The sequence below is a fragment of the Nitrospirillum guanabarense genome (genome assembly GCF_034653355.1).
Classification (GTDB): Bacteria; Pseudomonadota; Alphaproteobacteria; order Azospirillales; family Azospirillaceae; genus Nitrospirillum.
Genome location: NZ_JAYEER010000003.1, coordinates 135554 through 158642, shown reverse-complemented (window position 1 = coordinate 158642; position 23089 = coordinate 135554). Strand labels below are relative to the sequence as shown.

Annotated in this window: 20 protein-coding genes; 7 read left to right on the top strand and 13 right to left on the bottom strand. The window is 68.3% G+C overall.

The window, feature by feature from the left end; all coding sequences use genetic code 11:
- The first annotated feature begins 135 nt into the window (after window positions 1–135).
- A complete protein-coding gene (locus tag UAA55_RS10060) occupies window positions 136–3135 on the top strand; it encodes an autotransporter outer membrane beta-barrel domain-containing protein (protein ID WP_322952560.1) in 3000 nt (999 codons plus the stop codon).
- A gap of 77 nt (window positions 3136–3212) precedes the next feature.
- Here UAA55_RS10060 and UAA55_RS10055 read toward each other — a convergent pair whose 3' ends face one another.
- The 4 genes from UAA55_RS10055 to UAA55_RS10040 form a co-directional block, all read right to left on the bottom strand.
- A complete protein-coding gene (locus UAA55_RS10055) occupies window positions 3213–6212 on the bottom strand; it encodes a hybrid sensor histidine kinase/response regulator (RefSeq protein WP_322952559.1) in 3000 nt (999 codons plus the stop codon).
- 147 nt (window positions 6213–6359) lie between these two features.
- A complete protein-coding gene (hisI, locus tag UAA55_RS10050) occupies window positions 6360–6782 on the bottom strand; it encodes a phosphoribosyl-AMP cyclohydrolase (protein WP_416235205.1) in 423 nt (140 codons plus the stop codon).
- A 20-nt stretch (window positions 6783–6802) separates the two neighbouring features.
- Window positions 6803–8002, bottom strand: a complete 1200-nt coding sequence (gene metC / locus UAA55_RS10045; RefSeq protein WP_322952558.1) for a cystathionine beta-lyase — start codon at window positions 8000–8002, stop codon at window positions 6803–6805.
- Between the two features lie 99 nt (window positions 8003–8101).
- Complete coding sequence (locus tag UAA55_RS10040; protein ID WP_322952557.1) at window positions 8102–9385, bottom strand: amidohydrolase; 1284 nt, start codon at window positions 9383–9385, stop codon at window positions 8102–8104.
- A gap of 437 nt (window positions 9386–9822) precedes the next feature.
- On the opposite strand from UAA55_RS10040, the gene UAA55_RS10035 reads away from it, so the two are divergent.
- The gene (locus UAA55_RS10035; protein WP_322952556.1) at window positions 9823–10122 is read left to right on the top strand and encodes a hypothetical protein; all 300 of its coding nucleotides are present in this window, start codon (window positions 9823–9825) and stop codon (window positions 10120–10122) included.
- Window positions 10123–10447: 325 nt separating this feature from the next.
- Window positions 10448–10828, top strand: coding sequence for a hypothetical protein (locus UAA55_RS10030; protein ID WP_322952555.1), 381 nt, complete (start codon window positions 10448–10450; stop codon window positions 10826–10828).
- Window positions 10829–10891: 63 nt separating this feature from the next.
- On the opposite strand, the gene UAA55_RS10025 is transcribed toward UAA55_RS10030, so the two are convergent.
- From UAA55_RS10025 to UAA55_RS10005, 5 genes are all read right to left on the bottom strand, one after another.
- Entirely contained in the window at window positions 10892–12091 is a 1200-nt protein-coding gene (locus tag UAA55_RS10025; RefSeq protein ID WP_322952554.1) for an FUSC family protein, read from the bottom strand.
- Window positions 12088–12798 (bottom strand): GNAT family N-acetyltransferase, encoded by a 711-nt coding sequence (locus tag UAA55_RS10020; RefSeq protein ID WP_322952553.1) that lies wholly within the window; start codon window positions 12796–12798, stop codon window positions 12088–12090. The genes UAA55_RS10025 and UAA55_RS10020 overlap by 4 nt, the downstream gene beginning before the upstream one ends.
- A gap of 159 nt (window positions 12799–12957) precedes the next feature.
- Window positions 12958–13596, bottom strand: a complete 639-nt coding sequence (locus UAA55_RS10015) for a GNAT family N-acetyltransferase (protein ID WP_322952552.1) — start codon at window positions 13594–13596, stop codon at window positions 12958–12960.
- An 8-nt stretch (window positions 13597–13604) separates the two neighbouring features.
- Window positions 13605–14471 (bottom strand): 3-mercaptopyruvate sulfurtransferase, encoded by an 867-nt coding sequence (gene sseA, locus UAA55_RS10010; protein WP_322952551.1) that lies wholly within the window; start codon window positions 14469–14471, stop codon window positions 13605–13607.
- Window positions 14472–14504: 33 nt separating this feature from the next.
- Window positions 14505–15503, bottom strand: a complete 999-nt coding sequence (locus UAA55_RS10005) for a cysteine synthase A (RefSeq protein WP_322952550.1) — start codon at window positions 15501–15503, stop codon at window positions 14505–14507.
- A 288-nt stretch (window positions 15504–15791) separates the two neighbouring features.
- On the opposite strand from UAA55_RS10005, the gene UAA55_RS10000 reads away from it, so the two are divergent.
- Window positions 15792–16883 carry a glycoside hydrolase family 43 protein gene (locus tag UAA55_RS10000; protein ID WP_322952549.1) on the top strand — a complete coding sequence of 364 codons (1092 nt, stop codon included), beginning with the start codon at window positions 15792–15794 and terminating at the stop codon, window positions 16881–16883.
- 44 nt (window positions 16884–16927) lie between these two features.
- On the opposite strand, the gene UAA55_RS09995 is transcribed toward UAA55_RS10000, so the two are convergent.
- On the bottom strand, window positions 16928–17137 hold the full coding sequence (locus UAA55_RS09995) for a hypothetical protein (RefSeq protein ID WP_322952548.1): 210 nt from the start codon (window positions 17135–17137) through the stop codon (window positions 16928–16930).
- 153 nt (window positions 17138–17290) lie between these two features.
- On the opposite strand from UAA55_RS09995, the gene UAA55_RS09990 reads away from it, so the two are divergent.
- Window positions 17291–17647 carry a hypothetical protein gene (locus UAA55_RS09990; protein ID WP_322952547.1) on the top strand — a complete coding sequence of 119 codons (357 nt, stop codon included), beginning with the start codon at window positions 17291–17293 and terminating at the stop codon, window positions 17645–17647.
- A 4-nt stretch (window positions 17648–17651) separates the two neighbouring features.
- Here UAA55_RS09990 and UAA55_RS09985 read toward each other — a convergent pair whose 3' ends face one another.
- From UAA55_RS09985 to UAA55_RS09975, 3 genes are all read right to left on the bottom strand, one after another.
- On the bottom strand, window positions 17652–18677 hold the full coding sequence (locus tag UAA55_RS09985) for an alpha/beta hydrolase (RefSeq protein WP_322952546.1): 1026 nt from the start codon (window positions 18675–18677) through the stop codon (window positions 17652–17654).
- 20 nt (window positions 18678–18697) lie between these two features.
- Complete coding sequence (locus tag UAA55_RS09980) at window positions 18698–19492, bottom strand: SDR family NAD(P)-dependent oxidoreductase (RefSeq protein WP_322952545.1); 795 nt, start codon at window positions 19490–19492, stop codon at window positions 18698–18700.
- A gap of 89 nt (window positions 19493–19581) precedes the next feature.
- A complete protein-coding gene (locus UAA55_RS09975; protein WP_322952544.1) occupies window positions 19582–20307 on the bottom strand; it encodes an SDR family oxidoreductase in 726 nt (241 codons plus the stop codon).
- Window positions 20308–20553: 246 nt separating this feature from the next.
- On the opposite strand from UAA55_RS09975, the gene UAA55_RS09970 reads away from it, so the two are divergent.
- A complete protein-coding gene (locus tag UAA55_RS09970; RefSeq protein ID WP_322952543.1) occupies window positions 20554–21732 on the top strand; it encodes an MFS transporter in 1179 nt (392 codons plus the stop codon).
- A 188-nt stretch (window positions 21733–21920) separates the two neighbouring features.
- Window positions 21921–23087 carry an efflux RND transporter periplasmic adaptor subunit gene (locus UAA55_RS09965; RefSeq protein WP_322952542.1) on the top strand — a complete coding sequence of 389 codons (1167 nt, stop codon included), beginning with the start codon at window positions 21921–21923 and terminating at the stop codon, window positions 23085–23087.
- Window positions 23088–23089 lie beyond the last annotated feature (2 nt).

Genomic DNA, 23089 nt, shown 5'->3' with positions numbered 1-23089 from the left:
ACGACCGGGCCGTGTAACCCGGTCCGTATGGACTCCAATCCCCCGCGCGCCACTCCGGCCCAGTCCCGTCATTTCCAGCCGGTGTACCGGCCAAACACCCTTTAATTCGTCTGAACAGGCAGGATTTCTCCGCAAATGAAGCGCCTTCTCGCGCCGGTGGCCGCCGCGCCCCTGTGCCTCGCCGCCCTGACCGACCTCCACGCGGCGACCACGATTTCCGATACCCGCTCCAGCGGGGTGGCGACCTCGTCCGCCGGCGACCTGACCATCACGGGGACGGTCAGCCCGTCCAGCGGAACGGCGGTGACGCTGGACAGCAACAATACCATCAGCAGCTCCGGCACCATCTCCATCACCGGCGGCGACGACACCACCGGCATCCTGGTGAAAGGGGGCACCACCGGCAGCGTCAGTCTCAGCGGCACCCTGACGCTGACCGACAGCAGCGTCAGCTCCACCATCCCCCTGACCTCGGCCGAGCGGCGCTATGGCATCTGGGTTTCGGGCGCGGGGGTGTTCACCGGCGACATCAACACATCCGCCACCATTACGGTCCGGGGCAACGACAGCGCGGGCATCCTGGTGGCGACCGAGATGGACGGCAGCCTGACGATGAGCGGCACCGTGTCGGTCACCGGCAACAATTCCTACGGCATCCGGACCACGGCGGCCACGGCCGGCACCATCCTGATTTCCGGGACCGTCAGCGTGCTCGGCACCGGTTCGGTCGGCGTCGCGCTGGACGGCGTGACGGAAGGGACGGTGCAGGTATCGGGCTCCGTCACGTCCACCGGCTATCTGTCGACCACCCGCCCCACCACCACCGCCGGCTTCGCGGCGCTGACCGCCAATGACGAACTGCAGGGCGGCGCCGCCTTGCGAATTTCCTCGACCGTGACGGGTGGCCTGAACCTGGAATCGACGTCCTCCATCATCTCCTACGGCTCGGCTCCGGCGGTGGTGATCGGCAGTGCCAACGGTGAGGTCGAACTGGGCGTCGTTCCCGGCGACACGCACGGCCTGCTGCTGGCGGGCGGTGTCACCGCCAACGGCGTCTATGACGGGTTCAGCACGACCGGCGTCCAGATCGGGGGCACGGGCGGGACGGTGCTGGTGGATGGCGGCATCAACCTGACGGGTACCGTGACCACCTTGTCCTACAAGGCGGACTCCACCGGCCTGTCGATCGGGTCGGGCGCCACCATTCCCGACAACATCACCGTTTCCGGCACCATCAGCACCACGGTATCCTCGCAATCCTCGAAGGCGACCGCCATCTCCATCGGCAGCGGCGCCAACGTCAACGGCCTGATCATCAGCGGCACGGTCGCGGCCTACGCCACCGGTTATGCCGGCGCCACCACCGCCGTGGGCAGCAACGCCGTCGCCATTTACGACGGGTCGGGCACCGTCACGCAGATCACCAACAGCGGCACCATCCTGGCGAAGGTGTCGGAATCCACGGACAACACCGGCATCACCGGCACGGCCACCGCCCTGGACCTGCGGGCCAATACCGTCGGCGTCACTATCAACAACAGTGGCACCATCACCGGTGACATCCTGTTGGGCTCGGGCGACGCCACCGTCAACCTGACGGGTGGCACCGTCACCGGCGCCCTGTCCTTCGGCGGTGGCACCAATACGCTGACCATCGACGGTGGCGCGGTCTACTCCGGCGCGTTGACTAGCGACGGCACCCTGGCCGCCACGGTCACCAACGGCAAGCTGCGCAACAGCAGCACCACGACCGTCAACATGCGCTCGCTGACCGTGGGATCCAGTGGCGAGATCGACTTCAGCGCCGATCCGGCCAACAACACCAACACCCTGTTCAACGTCTCCGGCGCCGCCTCGCTGGCTTCAGGCACCAAGATCGGCCTGATCTTCAAGAGCAAGGTCACCGACAGCAACAGCTTCACGGTCATCAAGGCCAGCAGCCTGAGCGTGGGCAGCGTCGACCAGTCGCTGCTGGGTGACGTGTCCTACTGGTACAAGGCCAACATCGCCACCGACACCACCGCCGGCACCGTGACGGTGAACGTGGCGCGCCGCACGGCGGCCGAGGCGGGCATCACCGTGGGCGCCGGCGCCTTCAACGCCGTCTACGGCGCCTTCGACAAGGACACCCAGATCGGCGAGGCCTTCTTCAACGCCACCAGCGCCAGCAGCTTCGGCAATCTCTATGAGAAGATGCTGCCCGACTATAACGGCGGCCCCTTCCAGCTGCTGAATCGCGGCATGATGGCGCTGGCCCGCACCGAGGCCGACCCCACTGTGGCCATGAGGGATGAGAAGCGCGGCGCCTGGGTGCAGGAACTGGGCTTCGCCGTGTCGCAGAACCGCGACCAGGGCCCGGGCTACAACGGCAACGGCGTGGCGCTGATGGGCGGCTACGAGAAATCCATGGAGAATGTCGGCATCGTCGGCCTGTCCTCCTCCTACATGATCACCGCCGTCAACGACCCGGACGCCTCCAGCGGCAACCAGGTGAAGGGCGAGGTCTTCACCGGCGGCGCCTATTGGCGCGACCGGTACGGCGGGCTGATGGCCAGCGCCAGCCTGAATGCCGGTTACATCCGGTTCTCCAGCAAGCGCGTCTTCAGCGGTACGGACGATAACGGCGCCGCGTTCGAGCGTGACGCCAGCGCCCACTGGTCGGGCTATCTGGGCGACGCCCATTTCGGCCTGGGGTATGAGCAGTCGCTGGGCTTCATGTTCGTGCGGCCCACCGCCTCCCTGGACTATTTCGTGCTGTCCGACGGCGCCCATCAGGAAAGCGGCGGCAGCGACGGCTTCAACCTGAAGATCGACGAACGCACCGGCCAGCAGGGCAATGCCGAGGCCGCCTTGACCTTCGGTACCCAGCTGGGTGGCGACTTCCAGTGGAAGCCATCGCTGACCGTGGGGTGGAAGCAGGTGTTCGGCGACGGCCCGGGCGATACCACCGCCAGCTTCGCCGGCGGGTCCAGCTTCACCCTGATGCCCCAGTCGGTGGTCGGCGGCGGCCCCATCGCCCGCATCACGGTGCAGGGTGGCAACCGCTACTCCGACATCGCGCTGGAGCTGGGCGGCGAAGACCGTCGCGGCTTCATCGGCTATGACGCCCGCTTCGTCAGCAAGTTCCGCTTCTGATCAGTGGGTCCCGGCCCAGATGAAGAAAAGCGGCCCTACCCCCCGGGGCCGTTTTTTTCAGTGGCGCGGCGGTCGCGTCAAACAGGCACGCCCAGGAAACGCTGGCGCAGGGCATCCCAGGAGCGGTGGCCCAGGTCGGCCAGCGCCCGCAGCTGTCCGGCCACGTCCGCTCCGCCGTCCGGGTGCGCCAGGCTGTCGCCCAGCTGGCGGGCCCGGCCGGCCAGCTGCACCAGGCCGCAGCTGTCGGCCATCACCGCCAGGTCGCGCGTGGCTTCGCGCAGCGCCTCGGTGGCGTCGGCGGCGGTCAGGTCCAGGACGGCGTCCAGCCGCGCGCGGCCGCGGCTGACGATGCCGTCGACCAGGGCGCGAAAATCCGCTGGCGGTACCGTCCGTTCCAGGCGCGCCAACACCCTGGGTTCCAGTAGCAGGGTGGTCTCGTCTGGCTCCGCCACCGCCTGGGGCGCGCGCTCCGCCAGCCAGCGGCCCACCGTCTCCAGGAAGCGGTCGGACTTGAAGGGCTTGGACACATAATCGTCCATGCCCGCCGCCAGATACTCCTCCTTCATGCCGGCCATGGCGTTGGCGGTCATGGCGATGATGGGCATCGGCGGCACGCGGCCATCCACGGCGCGGATGCGGCGGGTGGCCTCGATGCCGTCCATGACCGGCATCTGCACGTCCATGAGCACCAGGTCGAAGCGGGTCTGCAGGCAGGCGCGCACGGCCTGCGCCCCGTCCTCGGCGATCTGCACCTGGTATCCCGCCTTTTCCAGCAGGACCGAGGCGATGGTCTGGTTGGTGATGTTGTCCTCCACCACCAGGATGCGGCCCGTGGCGGCGGTGGTGGGCGGCGCGGCGCGGGGCTCGGCGGTGGTGTCCGCCAATTCGCCGCGCAGGCCACAGGCCTTGGCCAGCGCCTCCAGCAGCTGGGGCCGGCGGATGGGCTTGGGCACCACGGCATCGAACAGGCTTTCACGCCCGGCCGGCGCCTCCAGCGAACTGGCCAGCAGCAGGCGGACGCCGGCCAGGCGCGGCTCCGCCCGGATCCAGGCGGCCAGGCCGGGCCCGTCCAGTTCAGGCATGTGGTGGTCGATCAGGATGACGTCGGGCAGGGTGGCCTGGTTGCCGTCCGCGCAGGCGCCCTCCAGGGCCCCGTCCATCGCCGCCATGGCCCGCAGCAGATGGTTGCGGGCCTGGATTCCGCCCGATGCCTCATCCACCGCCATGCCGCAGGTCATCAGGTGATGGACCAGGATCAGGCGGTTGACGGGGGTGTCGTCCACCACCAGGGCGCGCCGCCCGCGCAGGCGGTCACCCAGGGGCTGGACGGCGCGGCTGGGCGCCGCCGCCCGTTCCAGCGGAATGTCGAACCAGAAGGTGGACCCCTCGCCGGGCGTGCTTTCCACGCCGATGCTGCCGCCCATCAGTTCCACCAGCTGGCGGCTGATGGCCAGGCCCAGGCCGGTGCCGCCGAAACGGCGGGTGATGGAGCTGTCGGCCTGCTCGAACATCTGGAACAGCTTGCCGGCCTGCGCCGGGTCGATGCCGATGCCGGTGTCCTGCACGGTGACGCGCAGGCGTCGCGTCTGTTCGGGCATGGCGGCGCCATCGCCCAGCAGCTTGACGTCCACCGACACGGCACCCTTGGCCGTGAACTTGATGGCGTTGCCCACAAGGTTCAGCAGCACCTGGCGAATGCGCGTGGGGTCGCCCCACCACATACCGATGGCACCCTCGTGCACCAGGGCGCCAATCTCCAGTCCCTTGTCGCGCGCCTTGGGGCCCAGGATGGCCAGGACGCCGTCCACCAACTCATCCAGGTTGAACTGGAGGCGCTCCAGCGTGACCTTGCCGGCCTCCAGCTTGGAGATGTCCAGGATGTCGTTGATGACGCCCAGCAGGGCGTCCGCGTTGTCGCGGATGATCTCGGCATAGCCGCGCTGCTGGGTGGTCAGCGGGGTGTCCAGCAGGATCTGCGCCATGCCGGTGACACCGTTCATGGGGGTGCGGATCTCGTGGCTCATGTTGGCCAGGAAGTCGGACTTGGCGGCGTTGGCCCGTTCCGCCACCAAGCGGGCCTCCTCCGCCGTGCGGCGGGCGCGGTCCAGGTCGCCGGTCAGGGCCAGCAGGCGCTCGCGCTGGGCGTTCAGCTGGCCGTTCATCAGATGGACGCGGCGGTACAGGCTGACCATTTCCGCCAGCAGCAGCAGCAGCACGACGCTGGACGCGATGGCGCCGTCGGCGCGGGCCAGGAACCAGCCCAGGGTGAAGCGCGCCAGCCCCAGGCCGTTCAGCAGCGTGTCCATGGCCAGCGCGACGGTGGAGATCAACAGTCCCAGATGGCCCACCGTGCGGACCTTGGTCACCGACACCAGGATGGCCGGCGTGCAGAAGTTGATCAGCAGCATGGCCACGTAGATGACCTTGACCACCACGTCGTTGTTGTAGGTGTTGACCAGGGTGACGCGCGGCAGCCAGCGGTCTATGGAAAACAGCACGACGACCAGGGTGAGGCCCGCCGCCAGCACGGCCCCCCCGCCCACGCCCAGCGCCAGCGTCTTGCGCGCGTCGGCCGCCACCGGCGGCGGGGCCTGGCGCTGCCGCCGGGCGAAGCCCAGCACCGCCAGGGGGAAGGCCATGTGCCAGGCGGTGTACAGCCACAGCGCCGACTGCGACAGCGGGCCGTCCGGGTCCAGGGGCGCGAAGGCGCCGGGCAGGGCCGCCACCTGCAGCACCGCCATGATGCCGGAATAGGCGTAGCCGCCCACCAGCCACAGCAAGGCGCGGTTGCCCGACAGCAGGAACTGGCTGGCGATCAGGAACGATGTCAGCAGGTCGGTGACCAGGATGATGACGGCGTAGGCGGGCAGCAGGCCGGGAATGTTGCCCACGGGCGTCTTCGCCCCCATGGCGCCGATCAGGAACAGCGCCAGCATGGCCAGGCCCACCAGGAAGGCCGCCGCGTGCTGCGACGGTGTGGTGGGCACCGCGAACAGGGTGGTGGCCTGCGCCAACCCCGGGGGGCGCGGGGATGACAATCCCTGTCCGCCACCAGCCCCCTGAACAGCGCCAGTCATACCGGTCTTCCCCCACGGGGATCCGTCGGTTCCACCCAAAAACCGAACCGGACCCCACCACCAATCCCGTTGTCCAACCGACGGCGACCAATGAATTACCGTCAATTGGACAATACTGGAAACCGGAAACGATTGCTGGACTTTTAGCTAAGTTGTCTCGTGCTTGTGGCCATGCGGCGGATACAGGACCAGGGGGTCGGTGACCACATCCGCGATTGTGGACAGGCCGTCCGCCGTCGCCGCGCGGTAGAAGCAGGACCGGCGGCCGGTATGGCAGGCGACACCGGCCTGATCCACCAGCAGCAGCAGGGTGTCGCCGTCGCAATCCACGCGCAACTCACGCAAGTGCTGCACCTGGCCCGAGGTGTCGCCCTTGCGCCAGAAGGACTGGCGCGAGCGCGACCAGTAACAGGCGCGGCCGGTGGCCAGGCTTTCGGCGACGGACTTGCGGTTCATCCACGCCATCATCAGCACCTCGCCCGTGTCATGCTGCTGCGCGATGGCTGGCACCAGGCCGTTGGCGTCGAAGCGGATGGCGGCCAGCGTCGACTCGACGGTTGCCGGGGGCAGGGGATACGAAATCTCGGTGCTCACGCGGCGGCTCCCTTCATCCGGTCCAAACCCCGTTCCAGGTCGCGGATCAGGTCGTCGGCATCCTCAAGGCCCGCATGCAGGCGGATCAGCGTGCCGGTGCCGGTCCAGGGGACGGCCGTGCGGATCTTGCGTGGGTCGGTGGGCAGGATCAGGGATTTGAATCCGCCCCAGCTGAAGCCGATGCCGAAGTGCGACATGCCGTCCACCAGCGCGGCGACGGCGGCGCGGGGCTGCTTCCTCAGTTCCACCGTGAACAGGCCGCTGGACCCGGAGAAGTCGCGCCGCCAGATGTCATGGCCGGGGCAGTCGGTGAAGGCCGGGTGCAGGACGCGTTGCACCTCTTCCCGGCCCTTCAGCCACCGGGCGAGGGCCAGCGCCGTCTCCTGGTGGCGGGCCATGCGGGCGGGCAGGGTGCGCATGCCGCGCATGGCCAGGTACAGGTCGTCGCCACCCACGTTCTGGCCCAGCTGCAGGGCGGTGTTCTTCACCCGCTGCCAGGCCTCCCGCGTGCCGACGATGACACCCACCGTGGCGTCGGCATGGCCCACGAAATACTTGGTGGCGGCGTGGATGACGACGTCGGCGCCCAGGTCCAGCGGCTTGCTGCAGATGCCGGCCGACCAGGTGCTGTCCACCAGCACGGCCACCCCCCTGTTGTGGGCCGCCCGCGCGATGGCGGGGACGTCCTGCACCTCGAAGGTCAGGGACCCCGGGGATTCCAGCAGGATGGCGGCGGTTTCCGGCCGCAGCTTGTGCGCGATGCCGGCGCCGATCAGCGGGTCGACATACTCCACGGTGACGCCCAGGCGCGTCAGCACCTTGTCGCAGAAGTCGCGCGACGGGCCGTAGACGGTGTCGGCCACCAGCAAGTGGCTGCCGGCCTCGGCATAGGCCAGCAGGGCGGTGGTGACGGCGGCCAGGCCGGAACTGGCCACCACCGCGCGATGCCCGCCCTCCAGCGCCGCCACGGCGTCCTCGAACGCCAGGCTGCTGGGCGTGGAGCGGCGGCCGTAGCGCGGCGCGCGATGCTCGGGATCGTGGCCCTCCAGCTCGTCCAGGCAGGAGAACAGGATGGTGGAGGCCCGATAGGGCGGCACGTTGACCACGCCGTAATTGTCCAGCGGGTTCCGGCCGGCATGGACCAGCAGGGTGGCGGGGTTGTTCGTGTCGCCGGATTCTTTTGTGTCGTCAGACATGGGCGCCAAGTCATAAACGGAAACGGGCGGGCATCTTCGCACCGCCTCCGGCCCCAGGGAAGCGGCCCCGCCGCCGCGACCCGTCATGCCTCCGTTGCGTTACAGCCCGTACAGGTAGTCCACCGTCAGATGGGCCAGGGTACGGGCGCCGACGATCAGGCCGGATTCGTCCACGAAGAACTTGGGCGAGTGGTTGGAGGCGGCCTTGGACAGCTCCGTCCCCGGCGGGGTGATGCCCACGAACAGGTACACGCCCGGCGCCTGCTGTTCGTAGAAGGAGAAGTCCTCCGACGGGGTGACCTTGTCGATCAGTTTCACATGGTCCTTGCCCGCGACCCGCTGCAGGGTGGGGACGATCTTGGCCGTCAGTTCCGGGTTGTTGATGGTGACGGGATAGCCCTTGATGATGTCCACGTCGGCGGTGGCGCCGGCGGCATCGGCGATGCCGGCCACGGTGCGGCGCAGGCGCTTGTCGATGTCATCGCGCATGCCCTCATCGAAGGTGCGGATGGTGCCGTTCAGGGTGACCGTGTCGGGGATGATGTTGTTGCGGTTGCCGCCGTGGATGCTGCCGACGCTGAGGATCGACGGCTCCTTGATCACCTCCATCTGCCGGCTCTCAATGGTCTGCATGCCCAGCACGATCTGCGAGGCGGTGACGATGGGGTCGACGCCGGTCCAGGGCAGGGCGCCATGGCTCTGCTTGCCATGCACGGTGATGACGAACTCATCCGCCGCCGCCATGAAGGGACCAGGGCGGTAGCCGACGTCGCCGGCATGCAGGGTGGAGATGACGTGCACGCCGAAGACGGCGTCGGGCTTGGGATTCTCGAAAGCACCTTCCTTCAACATCTGCTCGGCGCCGCCGACCTCGCCCTTGGCCAGGCCCTCCTCCGCCGGTTGGAAGATGAACTTCACCGTGCCGGGCAGCTGGTCCTTCATGCCGGCCAACACCTCGGCCACGCCCATCAGCATGGCGACGTGGGTGTCGTGGCCACAGGCGTGCATCACGCCCACCTCCTGGCCGTTGTACTGGGTCTTCACCTTCGAGGCGAAGGGCACGTCCACCTGCTCCACCACCGGCAGGGCGTCCATGTCGGCGCGCAGGGCCACGACCGGGCCGGGCTTGCCGCCCTTCAGCACGGCCACCACGCCGGTCTTGGCGACACCGGTGCGCACCTCCAGCCCCAGGCTTTTCAGGTGCTTGGCCACCAGGGCGGCGGTGCGCGTCTCCTGGTTGCCCAGCTCGGGATGCTCATGGATGTCGCGGCGCCAGGCGATGATCTTGGGCTGTTCCACCGCGGCGCGGGTGTCCACCATGGCCTGGGCCGCCTCACGATCGCCGGCACGGGCCGGCGTGGCGGCGGCCATCGCGGCCCCCATGCTTGCGCCCAGGGCCAACACGCATCCGAAATGCCGCTTACCCATAGTCACCGCCCCTTGTTGTTTGCCGCCATCGCCTTGATCCAGCGCGGCCTTCTGACGGAAAGGGTACCCGTCCGCCCCGCCCAGGCCAGCCTGTGGCGGGTCTGTGACGGCGCATGGCAGCTATGCGCATGGCTGATTGACGGACGCCGGTTTGGGGCAAGGGTGGGATCGCAGGGGGTGGCCCTCTACCTTTTGAACCCGCCCTTCTATGGCCAAGGCGCCGTCCCTCTGCCGTCGGCGGGATTGACAAGAAACGGCAGTCGAAGGTAGCGTTATTACATAACGCGGCTACTATAACGTGAAATTAACGAAGCCGGCAACAGACCGGACCGCGCTAGGGCGGGTACGGGTCGAGAAGACACGAAGGCCTTGTTTTCTCAAGGAGATAACCCATGGCTTCCATGCTCAAATCCATTACTCGCACCCTTTTCGCCCTGGCGGGCTTGGCCAGTGGTGCTGTTACCGCCGGCGTCGCGTGGGGCGCCGACGCCGCCGGTCCCTGCGGTCCGACCCCCACCCTGTCGCTGAAGCGGCTGGACGCGCGGCCCGCCTCCATCAACGGCGACGCCTTCGTGGCGCAGGTGAACAGCTTTGCCGCCAAGGCCAAGGCGCATAGCGCCTGTCTGGCCAAGGTCGCGGCCAACAGCGGCACCACCGGCCCGGCCATGGCCCCGGCGCCCTCCGGCGACTGAGCGCCCTTGCCCCTTCCCGTCATCAAAGGCGACCGGTTCTCCCGGTCGCCTTTGATGTCTTCGCGCATGTCTGACATGCTATAGCTGCGGGGCGCCGGATCAGAAGCATAATTCTCTTTTACGGCAAAGGCTTCGGCCAAAACGGTTCGCCGGTGATAGCGTTATCAACATCCGGGCCATTGTTGACACCCCAACAAGCAATCCGTACGGTTATCGCGACGCACAATAAATAATGTGCGTTTGCGAAATGGTAGTTTCGTCAATCAATCCGCAGGGGAGGATGCGACCGTCAAGGGCACAACCTTTCGCCATCGGAGAGATGAACATGGCTTCCGTTTCCCGCGCTTTCGCCGTCCTGGTCCTGGGTGGCCTGGTCACCGCCGCCGCCTTTCCCGCCGCCGCCCAGTCCCTGGGTGTCGAGCGCGCCTGCGGCAAAGCCCCCGTCGCCCCGGTGAACCACCTGTCCGCTGGCGCCTCGGCGGCCGAGGTCAGCGCCGCCACGGCCGAAGTCCGTGCCTATGGCAAGGCCGCCCAGGCCCGCCTGGCCTGCCTGGACAACCTCAGCGCCCGCAGCGTCATCGCCTGGACGCCCGACGGCCGCGCCGCCATTGCCAACAGCTATGACCGCACCATCCATGACCTGAAGGTCGCCGCCCGCGACTTCGCCACCCTGCCGGCCGAACAGGTGGCCGACACCGCCCGCTAAGCGCCCCCTGCGACGTCTCTCCGACGGCGGGGCGGGACGGCGGCATGCGCGCCGCCCACCGCCTTACGCCGGCGGCGGGGTGTCCGGGGACGCGGGGGCCGGTGGCTGGGTGGGCGCGGGTTCCACGCCCGCGGTCACAATGGCCACCTCCGGCTTCTTCTCCTGATGCCGGGCCGGCGGGATCATTTCCTCCGCCCGGGCATGCAGATCCGTCAGATCCTGGGTCAGCTGTTCCAGCGCGAAGGACAGGGTGTAAATCTGTCCCGTCACGCCGCGCGGCAGTTCCCGCAACACGCCCTCCGCCCGCAGGGTCTGCACCATGTCCAGATAGGCGTGCGTGGCCGCCTGCACCGGCTCGACCTCCGGTATCTGGCCTTGCCCGTGCAGCGCCGACGGCGCGCGCAAGGCCGTGGCGGCATGGCGCAGGAACAGCACGCCTTGCCTGCGCACCTCGGCCTGCGGCCCTTCCAGCCGCTGGGCCGCCGCCACGCCCGAAGGGGCACGATTGCTGGTGGCGCGGCTGACCATCACCAGGTCGTGGCGCACACGGGTCAGGGTACGCACTAGGGGGGCCGGGTCGCGCTGGTCACCCAGCCAGGTGCGGCGCTCCCGCTGCGCCTCCTCCGCCGCCGTGTCCAGGGGGCGCAGCGCCGCCCACAGCTGGGCATGGCGCTTGGAGATGCCCTGGCGCACATCATCGGCCAGGTCCGGATCCAGCAGCACGTCCAGCATGTCGGCGCACAAGTCGGCCACCCGCGCGGCGGTCGTCAGCACCACGCCATGGGCGCGTGCCGGAAAGACGAACAGGGCCACGGCCAGGCCGATGACATTGCCGATGATGATCTCGAACACCCGGTCCAGCGCCAGCATGAAGGACGATTGCGTGCCGCCGGCCGAGGTCAGCAGCACGATGATGGCGGTGACGGGCGCCAGCTTGCACACGGGATAGCGGGCGGCCAGCCATGCCAGGGGCGCCAGCGCCACGGCCAGGGTCAGGCACAGGTGCGGCAGCGTGTCGTGCAGGCCGAAGGTGGCGACCAGGGCGCCCCAGGCGGCCCCCGACAGGGTGCCGGCGAAGCGGTCCAGCGCCGCTTTCAGTGATCCGCCGATGCTGGCCTGCATGACCATGATGGCGGTGATGACGGCCCAGTACCCCTGGGGCAGGTTGAACAGGTGGGCCATGGCCAGGGCCGCCACGCCGGCGACGGTGACGCGGAAGGCCAGTCGCACCTCAGGCGCACGCAAGTCCGCCAGCAGGCTCATGGGCGGCCGGCCATGGGGTGAAATGCCATGGGGCGTCGGGGCGGGTCGCCGCCGACCTGAGGCATGCCCCCAGGCGCGGGCGGGGCGGGCGGCATGGGCGGGGCAAGCGGGATGTGCGGGGCGGCGTCCAGCGGCAGCACGCCGGCGCGCCGGGGATCGTCCACGAATTTCCGTTCCTGGCGCAGGCGGCGGAAGCCGGCGCGCTGGTACAGGGGCAGGGCGGACGGATGATCGAAGCTGCAGGTGTTGATGGTCAGGCGACGGACACGGGGGCGTTGCCATACCCGGCGCACCGCCCAGTCCAGCAGCCAGGACCCCAGGCCCCGGCCGATGGCCCAGGGCATCAGGCCCAGATAGTCGATGGCCACCGTGCCATCGGCCGGCAACAGGCGCCAATCCAGTTCCACAAAGCCGGCGGGCATGCCGTCGACATGGATCACATGCACCTCCACCTGCGGGTCGGCCAGCATGCGGGCCAATTCACCCTGGTCCATGCGCCGCCGGATTTCCCACAGCCATGGCTCGCCGATCGTGTCGTAGAGAAAGCGATAATAGGCCAGGGTGCAGCGCCGGGCCAAGACCGGACCATGCACCCCTTCCGGCATCGGCCGCTCCGGTGTTTCCGGTCGCTTGGCCATTTCCATGAAGGTGATCAGGACCGGCAGCTTGCCGGGCGGCACCTCTCCCGTCGTCACCATGGTCGTCATCGCCCTGGCCTCCTTGCCTGGTGGCGGGGCGGCTCATGTGCAGGACTGCGTGCAGAACTGCACGCGAGCCACCCCTTCAGGGATGGCACGTCGGACGATCCTGCAACCTTGCGGGGCCACGGATGCGGCAAATGGTGCCGGCTTAAGGCCGGCGGGGACTTAAGGGTGGCGGGCCAGGGGGATGTGCGGGGCGGCCGACCGGGGCAGCAGGCCGGTCAGGCGCGGATCGTCCACCAGCTTGTCTTCCGTCCGCAGGGCCTTGAAGCCCACGCGCTGGTACAGGCCCAGGGCCGACGGGTGGTCGAAGGTGCAGGTGTTGACGGTCAGCCGCCGCACCCCCGGCTTGGTCCAGGCCAGCCGCACGCCCCAGTCCAGCAGCCAGGGGCCGATGCCGCGGCCGATGGCCCAGGGCATCAGGCCGAAATAGGCCACGTCCATGGCCCCGTCGCTGACCAGCTTCTCCGCGTCCAGCTCGATATAGCCCGCAGGCACGCCCTGGACGGAAACGACATGCACCTCGACAGCCGGGTCGGCCAGGATCTCGGCCAGGCGTTCCGAGGCCATGCGGCGGCGGTATTCCCACAGCCAGGGCTCCCCCACCGTGTCGTAGAGGAAGCGGTAATAGGCGGGCGGGCAGTTCCGGGCATGCACGGGGCCGTCCACGCCCCCACCGGCCACGCCATCTGGCCTCGTCCGCGCCGGGCCGGCCGGCGGCTCCGCCATTTCGAGGTAGGTCACTGTGACGGGCAGCTTGCCGGCCGGCAAGTCGGCCGGCAGCGTCCAGGTCTCGGGCTTCATGGACGGCCTCAGGCCGGGCCGGTGGCGACGGGCAGGTCCGCCCGGCCGCCCCATTCCGTCCACGACCCGTCGTAGATGGCGACGTCGGGCTGGCCGATCTCATACAGCGCCAGGGCCAGGATGGCGGCGGTCAGGCCGCTGCCGCAACTGGTGACCAGGGGACGGTTCACGTCCACGCCGGCGTCCTGGAAGCGGGCCGCCAGCTCATCCGCCGGCTTCAGGCGGCCGTTTGAGATCAGGTCGGTGTAGGGCACGTTGCGGCTGCCCGGGATGTGGCCGCCGCGCAAGCCGGCGCGCGGCTCCGGCGCCGTCGCCTCGAACCGGCCTTGCGAGCGGGCGTCCACCACCTGCTCCACCTTGCGATCCACGTTCTCGCGGATGGCGTCGGCATCGCGCACCAGGGCCGGGTTCAGGCGGGCGGCGATCGGCTCTCCCGCCGGTTTGGGCTGGGCGGGGCCAGCTTCCACCGGCCGGCCTTCCGCCAGCCATTTGGGAAGGCCGCCGTCCAGGACATGGACCTTGTCGTGGCCGAAGACGCGGAAGGTCCACCACACCCGCGCCGCGCTGAACAGGTCATAGACGTCGTAGACGATGACGGTGCTGTCGCGGCCGATGCCCAGGTCCGTCACGGCCTGGGCGAACACCTCGGCCGAGGGCAGCATGTGGGGCAGGGGGATGGTCTTGTCGGCGATGCCGTCGATGTCGAAGAAGACGGCGCCCGGGATGTGCTGGGCCGCGAACTCGGCCTTGGCCTCGCGCGGCACGGCCGGCATGTGGTAGCTGGCGTCCACCACCCGGATGTCCGGGTCGGCCAGGTGCTGGGCCAGCCAGTCGGTGCTGACGAGGGCGCCCGGGGTCGTGGAACTGGGGGTCATGGGCTTCGCCTCCTTATCACAGAGCCAGCCGGGTCACAGCCAACCGGGAACGGGCAGGTTCCGTTCCCGCAGGAATTCCGGGTTGAACAGCTTGGACTGGTAACGGGTGCCGAAGTCGCACAGCACCGTCACCACCGTGTGGCCGGGGCCGAGGTCGCGGGCGACGCGGATGGCGGCGGCGACGTTGATGCCGCTGGACCCGCCCACCACCAGGCCTTGCGTCTTCACCAGGTCGAAAATGATGGGCAGGGCTTCCTCATCGGGGATCTGCACGGCGTCGTCGATGGGGGCGTCCAACAGGTTGGCGGTGACGCGGCCCTGGCCGATGCCCTCGGTGATGGAGGTGCCGGAGGACACCAGTTCCCCCGTCTTCTTCCAGCTGTACAGCACGCTGCCCAGCGGGTCGGCCATCACGATGCGAACGTTGGGGTTGCGATCCTTCAGGGCCAGGGCCACGCCGGCCAGCGTGCCGCCGGTGCCCACGGCGCAGGTGAAGGCATCGACCTTGCCGCCGGTCTGTTCCCAGATTTCCACGCCGGTGGTGGCGCGGTGGCCCTCGCGGTTGGCCAGGTTGTCGAACTGGTTGGCCCAGACGGCGCCGTTCGGCTCCGTCGCCGCCAGTTCCTCCGCGATGCGGCGGCTGACATGGACGTAGTTGCCCGGGTCCTTATAGGGCACGGCCGGCACCAGGCGCAGGTCGGCGCCGATCAGGCGCAGCATGTCCTTCTTTTCCTGGCTCTGCGTCTCGGGCATGACGATGACGGTCTTGAAGCCCCAGGCGTTGCCCACCAGGGCCAGGCCGATGCCGGTGTTGCCGGCGGTGCCCTCGACGATGGTGCCGCCGGGCTTCAGAGTCCCCCGCTTGATGGCGTCCTGGATGATGGCCAGGGCCGCGCGGTCCTTCACCGACCCGCCGGGGTTCAGGAACTCGGCCTTGGCCAGGATGTCGCAGCCCGTCGCCTTGGAGGCGGCTTCCAGCCGGATCAGGGGGGTGTGGCCGATCGTTCCGATGAAACCGTCGCGTATGTCCAAAGCCGTCTTCCGTGCTGTCGAGGTACGGGCGCCGCCCCAGGCGGCCCCGCAAGGATGTGCAGAGACTAGTGAGCCCGCGCGCGCCCTTCAAGCGCGGCCCCCGCATATTGGCCCCCGCATATTGCGTTGAGCGGCGGTGGAATCACACAGCCAATGCTGGTGAATCCACCCGGTGCCCGGTCGGGCCGCCCGCGCGGATGTCCTTGTGTTCGGCCAATGGTAGCGGTAACTTTCCGGCCTTGCCGCCCCGCCGCGAGGATAGGGGCCATAAAAATATCGGGAGGACACATGCGTCGCTTGTTCGGTTTCACCTTGCCTGTCGTGGGCGCGCTCATGGCGACCGGGGCCGCCACGGCCCAGGACAAGCCCGCCGATCAGAATCCGGTGGCGCTCAACGGCAAGCATTTCCTGTCGCAGCCGCTGGTGACCGAGATTTACACGGCCGACCCCTCGGCCCATGTGTTCGACGGCAAAATCTACGTCTATCCCAGCCACGACATCGATGCCGGCATCCCCGACGACGACCTGGGCAGCCAGTACGCCATGCGCGACTATCGCGTCCTGTCCATGGATACGATCGGCGGCAAGGTGACCATCGGCGGCGTGGCGCTGTCGGTGGAGCAGGTCCCCTGGGCCAAGGAATTCATGTGGGCCCCGGATGCCGCGTACAAGAACGGCACCTATTACCTTTATTTCCCCGCCAAGGATAAGAAGGGCGTCTTCCACATCGGCGTCGCCACCGGCATTTCGCCCACCGGCCCCTTCAAGGCGGAGCCCAAGCCCATCCCCGGCAGCTTCTCCATCGACCCCGCCGTGTTCACCGACGCGGACGGCAGCAGCTACATGTATTTCGGCGGCATCTGGGGCGGCCAGCTGCAGAAGTGGGCCAAGGGCCATTATGACGCCGGCATCGGCGACACCGACCTGAAGCAGGACGACAAGCCGGCGCTCAGCGCCAAGATCGCCAAGCTGTCGCCCGACATGAAGACCTTCGCGGAAAAGCCGCGCGACGTCGTCATCCTGGGCCAGGACGGCAAGCCCTTGCTGGGCGGCGACCATGAGCGGCGCTTCTTCGAGGCGTCGTGGATGTACAAGCGCGGCGGCACCTACTACTTCACCTATTCCACCGGCGATACCCACTTCCTGGCCTACGCCACCGGCGACAACCCCTATGGCCCCTTCAAGTACCAGGGCCATTTCCTGCTGCCGGTGCAGGGCTGGACGACCCATCACTCCATCGTCGATTGGGGCGGCAAGACCTGGCTGTTCTACGCCGACAACCAGTTGAGCGGCAAAAACCACCTGCGCAACGTCAAGGTGACCGAGCTGCACTTCAACGCCGACGGCTCGATCCAGACCGTCGATCCGTTTGTGCCGTGATGAGGATTGGGGAGGGCGGGTTTGTGCCTGTCCTCCCTCTCATGTCAGTGCGATGGTTCCGTAGGGCTATCGCCAGCGGCAGGTTTTTCATCCCCAGCGCCACCCAGAAAAGCCAGGACGGCATCGCGTGAACCGTCGGTAGCTCGGTCGCGGAAAAATGCCTCCGTTTCCGAGGCGGACAGGTTCTTGGTGAGACGGTTCGCAATCAATTTGGGCCAAGATCGAGGCCGCAGGGAATACTTGGTCTTGCCCATGAAACTCTCCAAAGTTGGCCTTAAACCATAATATGCGGATGCTGGCGTGACCGCCCGCCGCAAATGGGCATTGGCTTATCCTCATTTGCATCGCCGGCTTGAGGGCATGGTATAAAGGGCGCACACGACATCCGCAGCTGAAAGCCTGGTCCCATGGCCGTCCGCCGTTCCGAGATTTGCTACACCTGCCGCCACTGGCTGGGTGGCGGCGTGCGGGAGCGGGGCCCCAAGGGACAGTGCCGGCGCTATCCGCCGGTGGTGACCGACCGGGCGCCAGCCGGCGTCTTCCCCACCACCCTGTCCACCGACTGGTGCGGGGAATGGCTGCGCAACGCCGGCGTCAAGCCGGAGAGCGACCCCGGCCCGGACACGGATGAGGACGTGATGGTGGACGACCGCCCGCTGGCTGCCGTGCGCGCGGACGCGGCGGCGGCAAGGCCGACGCCTGCCCGCCCGGGCAAACAGCCCGCCCCGCCGCCGGATGAGGGCAACCTCTACGACGACCTCTGAGGCGTCAGCGGTCCAGGAACCCCAGCGCCGTCCTGTTGAAATCTTCCGGCCGTTCCAGGTGGACCAGATGGCCCACGCCGTCGAACACCACCACCTGGGCGTTGGGCATGGACGCGGCGATGGTCTTGGCGTTGTCGGCGTTGCGGCCCATGCCGGCGCCCAGTTCCTTGGTGGTGTAGGGCTTGCCCGGCGCGTTGTGGTCGGCCGACCCCATGATGAACAAGGTGGGCGTGGCGATCAGCGGGTATTCGTGCACTACCGGCTGGTCGTGGATCATCTGATAGGACTTGATGAAGGACTTCACCCAGCGCGGATACTCGCCGCTGGCCTTCAGCCGTTCGCGCAAGCTGACGAAGGGCTCGATCTCCGCCACGGGGCCGGAGAGGGAATAGGTGTTCTTCAGGAAGTCGCGGTAGGCGTCCGCTGTCAGGCCGTATTCACGGTCGTAAAGGAAGGCGTCGCTGACCGGCGGCACGGTCAGGCGGTAATCCTCCAGCCCCACCGGCGCCTCCAGCACCAGGCGGCGCACCCGCTCCGGATAGGTGCGGGTGAAGCGGGCGGCCAGCATGCCGCCGATGGAATGGCCCACCAGATCCACCTGCTTGATATCAAGGCTGTCCAGCAGGGCCGCCGTATTGGCGGCGAAAAAGTCGAAGCTGTAGGGCAGGTCGGGCTTGGAGGATTTGCCGAAGCCGATCTGGTCGGTGGCGATGACGCGGTAGCCGTCAGCGCTGAAGGCGCGGATGACCTTGTCCCAATAGCTGGCGGGGAAGTTGCGGCCGTGGAACAGCAGGGCCACGCGACCATTCGGTGTGCCGGTGGGCGCCATGTCCATATAGGCTTGGCGCAGCGTCTGTCCCTCGGCCACGAACTCGAAATAACGGACAGGGAAAGGATAGGGCCATCCCTCCAGCGCGATGCCGATGGGCTCCGCCGCCGCCGGGGCGACAGTGGTGGCCCCCGCCGTGGTGGAGACAGCGGGGCTGGCGGCCAGGGCGGCCGCCAGGATCAGGGGAATAAAGCGCCGCATGAGGGGTGGCCCTTCCGGTATCAGGCGATGAAGTCGACCACGCCGCCGTCCACGCGCAGGGCGGCACCATTGGTGGCCGATGCCTGGGGGGAGCAGGCGTAGACCACCATGTTCGCCACCTCCTCCACCGTCGCCGTGCGCTGGATCAGCGAGGTCGGGCGGAAGGCGCGGACGAAATCGGCGCCCACCTCCTCGATCGGCTTGCCGGTCTTGGCCACCTGGTCCTTCAGCAGGGCCTCGACCCCTTCCGACAGGGTGGGGCCGGGCAGGACGGCGTTGACGGTCACCTTGCTGCCGCGCGTCAGCTTGGCCAGACCGCGCGACACCGCCAGCTGGGCGGTCTTGCTGAAACCGTAGTGGATCATGTCCTCCGGAATGTTCAGGCCGGATTCGGAGGAGATGAAGATGACGCGGCCCTGGTTGCGCTCCAGCATGCCCTTGAGGTAGGCGCGGGACAGGCGCACGCCGGACAGGACGTTGACCTCGAATATGCGGGTCCAGTCTTCGTCCGGCGTCTCGAAGAAGTCCTTGAGCTCGAAGATGCCGGCGTTGTTCACCAGGATATCGGCCTGGGGCACGGCTTCCACCAGGGCGGCGGCCCCTTCGGCGGTGCTGACGTCGGCGGCCACGCCGCGCGCGTCGGCGCCGGGCACCAGCTCGTTCAGCTTGGCGACGGCGGCGGTGACGGTGGCCTGGCTGCGGCCGTTCAGGATGACGGATGCGCCGGCCTGGGCCAGGCCCAGGGCGATGGCGAAGCCGATGCCGGCGGTGGAACCGGTGACGATGGCCGTCTGGCCCTTCAGGTCGATCTGCATGGTTCTGCTCTCTTTGTCAGGGAAAGGGGGCGGTCAGGGAAAGGGGGCGGTCGGGGAAAGGGGGCTGTCAGGGGAAAGGGGGCGTGGTGTCAGACCAAGGCGCCGCCGCCGTCCACATAGGTAACGCTGCCGGTCAGGTAGGGATTGACCATTCCCGCGATAATTTGAACGGCGATGTGTTCGCCTTGGCCGGCGACGCCGGCGGGCAAGCCTTTGGCGATGCCGGCCAAGCGGGTGGCCTTCTCCTCCGCCGGGGCGGTGCCCCAGAGCGGGGTGTCGACGAAGCCGGGGGAGACGGCGTTGACCCGGACCGGCGCCAATTCCAAGGCCAGGCCCTTGGCCAGCGCCTCCAGCCCGGCATTGATGGCGGCCTGCAGGGCGGCGCCCTTCTTGGGCCGGATGGCGAGGTAGCCGGTGACGAAGGTCAGCGAGCCGCCGGGGTTGATGGCGTCGGCCACCGTGGCGGCGCGGGCCACGCGATAGGCGCCCCAGAACTTGGAGTTCAGCGAGGCGTAGGCGTCGGCCAGTGGCATTTCCGCCACCGTGCCCCGGCTGGTGCTGGAGGCGGTGACAACCACATGGTCGTAGGTCTTGCCCTTCTGGAAGAAACCGGCGACGGCGGCGTCATCCAGGGTGCTGAGCGTGTGGCCCTGGGCGCTATGGCCGATGGCCTCCACCGCCGCCGCCACCCTTTCCGCGTTGCGGGAGGCGACCGTGACCCGGGCGCCCAGCCGGGCGGCGGCGACCGCCGTGGCCAGGCCGATACCCGAGGAACCGCCGATGACCAGCACGTCCTTGCTTGTGAGGTCGAACATTCGCATGCGTCCTTTTGCCAACGTTTGCATGGCTTTTGATGTAGCACCGGCAGGGGATGGCAAGAATGAGCGCCGTTGCCAAATCACTCTTTCCAAAACGCGAAGAGTGTTTCCGTGATTGCCCGGTTTTTCGCAGGCGCGAGAAGGGCGAGGGTGGGGGTGACACGAAACAGATAGGCCGCCGACGGGATTTTTCCCTCCCCTCCGATTTCTCCCGGGTGGCCCCTCAGGCCGGAGCGACTCCCAATGCCCCTACCCCTCTTCGCCCTGGCTGCCGCGGCCTTCGCCATCGGCACCACGGAATTCGTCATCATGGGTCTGCTGCCCGACGTCGCGGTGGACCTGGGTGTTTCCATCCCCACGGCGGGCCTGCTCATCTCCGGCTACGCCCTGGGCGTGGTGGTGGGCGCCCCCATCCTGACCCTGACCACCGGCAGGTTGCCGCGCAAAACGCTGCTGATCGGTCTCATGGCGCTGTTCATCCTGGGCAACGCGATGGCCGCGGTCTCCACCGGTTACACCATGCTGATGGTGGCGCGCATCATCGCCAGCTTCACCCACGGCTCCTTCTTCGGCATCGGTTCCGTCGTCGCGGCCAGCCTGGTGCCGGCGGAACGGCGGGCCAGCGCCATCGCCCTGATGTTCACCGGCCTGACCCTGGCCAACATCCTGGGCGTGCCCCTGGGCACCCTGATCGGCCAGCATTTCGGCTGGCGCGCCACCTTCTGGGCCGTGGCCGGGTTGGGCCTGGTGGCGGCGTTGGCGGTGGCGGCGCTGGTGCCGCCGGTTGCCGCCTCGGAACAGGGCAGCCTGGGGCGGGAGGTCGCGGTGCTGAAGCGGTCGGCCGTGCTGGTGGCCCTGGCCACCACGGTGCTGGGCTTCGGCGGCGTGTTCGTCGTCTTCACCTACATCACCCCCATCCTGGAACACGCGGCGGGCCTGTCGCCCACCGGCGTCACCAGCGCCCTGCTGGTCTTCGGCCTGGGCCTGACCCTGGGCAACGTGCTGGGCGGCAAGCTGGCCGACCGGGCGCTGATGCCCGCCCTGGTGGGCGTCCTGGCCCTGCTGGGCCTGATCCTCGCCGGCTTCTCCCTCACCATGCACAACCCCGCAGCATCCATCGCCACCCTGTTCGTCTGGGGTATGGCCGCCTTCGCCACCGTCCCGCCCCTGCAGATGCGGGTGCTGGAAAAGGCCGGCGACGCCCCCAACCTGGCCGCGTCGCTCAACATCGGCGCCTTCAACCTGGGCAATGCCGGCGGCGCCTTCCTGGGTGGCCTGGTGATCGACGGCGGCTTCGGCTATGAGGCGGTGGCCTACGCCGGGGCCGTCGTGGCGCTGGGCGGCCTGCTGCTGGCCCTGCTGGGTTGGACTCAGGACCGGCGGGCGGCCGCCAACCTGAAGATGGCGGAGGCGTCCTGCTGACGCGTCGCTGATCCCCTGACCTGAAGAGGGCCGGGCCAACGCGGCGTGGACCGGTCCTCCACATATTCTCCACAAAAGTCGGTTAACCCATCTCGGATTTATCGGCCACTTTGCTATCTTGTCCGGATGCCCATGGGCCTCCTGAGCAACCGGGAGTGGCCGCCGTAACCGTCAGGATGACGCCCGAGATGTTGAAGCGATTGAGTTTTCCGGCCCCTGCGGGTGCCGCCCTGCTGAGCCTGCTGGTCCTGGCGGCGTGCGAGAAGAAGCAGGAGCAGGCGCCGCCGCCGCCGCAACAGGTGGGCTACGTCGTCCTGCGCACCCAGACGGTGCCGTTGCGTGCCGAACTGGCCGGCCGCACCAGCGCCTACCGCGTCTCCGACGTGCGGCCGCAGGTGGCCGGCATCATCCAGAAGCGCCTGTTCGAGGAAGGCGCCCTGGTCCAGGCGGGCCAGCTGCTGTACCAGATCGACCCGGCGCCCTATGAGGCGACCTACGAACAGGCGCAGGGCACCCTGGCCAACGCCGAGGCCAACCTGATCAGCCTGAAATCCAAGGCCGAGCGCTATGGCGAGCTGGTGAAGGTCGAGGGTGTCAGCCGCCAGGACTACGACGACGCCCGCGCCGCCTACCAGCAGGGCCAGGCCACCATCATCGCCGACAAGGCGGCGGTGAAGGCCGCCAAGGTCAACCTGGACTATACCCGCATCACCGCGCCCATCAGCGGCCGTATCGGCCGGTCCAGCATCACCGAGGGGGCACTGGTGACAGCGGACCAGACGACGGCGCTGGCCACCATCACCCAGCTGGACCCCATCTACGTCGACATCACCCAATCCAGCATGGAGATGACCGCGCTGAAACGGCGCCTGGTCTCTGGTGGGCTGGGCAAGGCGGACGCGCAGGTGACCCTGAAGCTGGAGGACGGCACCGCCTACGCCACCCCCGGCACACTGAAGTTCGCCGAGGTGTCGGTGGACCAGGAGTCCGGCGCCGTGACCCTGCGCGCCATGTTCCCCAATCCACAGGAAATGCTGCTGCCCGGCATGTACGTCCGCACGATGGTGGAGCAGGGCGTGATGTCCGGCGCCATCCTGGCGCCGCAGCAGGGCGTGTCGCGTAACCCCAAGAGCGAGCCCATCGCCCTGGTGGTGACGGCGGACAACAAGGTGGAGCAGCGGTCGCTGACGGTGGACCGCACGGTGGGTGACAAGTGGCTGGTGACCGATGGCCTGAAGGACGGCGACCGCCTGATCGTCGAGGGCTCGCTGAAGGTGAAGGCCGGCCAGACGGTGACGCCGGTCGAGGTCGATCTGTCGCCCAAGCCCGCGGCCACTCCTGCCGGCGGGAAGTAAGG